Source organism: Burkholderia sp. AU45388 (assembly GCF_030481585.1).
In the GTDB taxonomy this organism is placed as follows: domain Bacteria; phylum Pseudomonadota; class Gammaproteobacteria; order Burkholderiales; family Burkholderiaceae; genus Burkholderia; species Burkholderia sola.
The window spans coordinates 1-771 of sequence record NZ_JAUJPV010000075.1 but is presented as its reverse complement, the minus strand read 5'-3'; the positions used below and the strand labels follow the sequence as shown (position 1 = coordinate 771).

General features: G+C 51.1%; 2 tRNA genes and 2 rRNA genes. All 4 read left to right on the top strand.

Going from position 1 to position 771, the window contains the following annotated elements:
• Positions 1 to 119, top strand: a 16S ribosomal RNA gene (locus QZM72_RS35505); the annotation flags it as partial.
• A gap of 63 nt (positions 120 to 182) precedes the next feature.
• Positions 183 to 259 (top strand) — tRNA-Ile (locus QZM72_RS35500).
• A 39-nt stretch (positions 260 to 298) separates the two neighbouring features.
• A tRNA-Ala gene (locus tag QZM72_RS35495) sits at positions 299 to 374 on the top strand.
• Positions 375 to 662: 288 nt separating this feature from the next.
• Positions 663 to 771, top strand: a 23S ribosomal RNA gene (locus QZM72_RS35490); the annotation flags it as partial.

The window sequence follows — 771 nt, the reverse complement described above, 5'->3', positions numbered from 1 at the left end:
TTTTACCAGAAGTGGCTAGTCTAACCGCAAGGAGGACGGTCACCACGGTAGGATTCATGACTGGGGTGAAGTCGTAACAAGGTAGCCGTATCGGAAGGTGCGGCTGGATCACCTCCTTTCCAGAGCTATCTCGCGAAGTTGAGCGCTCACGCTTATCGGCTGTAAATTAAAGACAGACTCAGGGGTCTGTAGCTCAGTCGGTTAGAGCACCGTCTTGATAAGGCGGGGGTCGTTGGTTCGAATCCAACCAGACCCACCATTGTCTGGCGGTAGGTACACCTGAGGAATACCTGTACATGGGGGCATAGCTCAGCTGGGAGAGCACCTGCTTTGCAAGCAGGGGGTCGTCGGTTCGATCCCGTCTGCCTCCACCAATCCTCAATGACAAACATTCGAATGACGATTGTTCGAGTTTTTGTCATTGGCGATTGAGCCAGTCAGAGGATATCAACAGATATCGGCTGTCGTTCTTTAACAATCTGGAAGAAGTAAGTAATTTGGATAGCGGAAGCGTCTCGAGATGGACGTGGAAGTTATCCGGGTTGTGATTGTATCGATGTATCTCAAGATGATTCGAACTTCATTGTTCGGCTCGATTTTGGAATACGGCACAACGCGAGAACTCAACCTGTAGCGACTGTCGAGAGACAGACTCGTTATAGGGTCAAGCGAACAAGTGCATGTGGTGGATGCCTTGGCGATCACAGGCGATGAAGGACGCGGTAGCCTGCGAAAAGCTACGGGGAGCTGGCAAACGAGCTTTGATCCGTA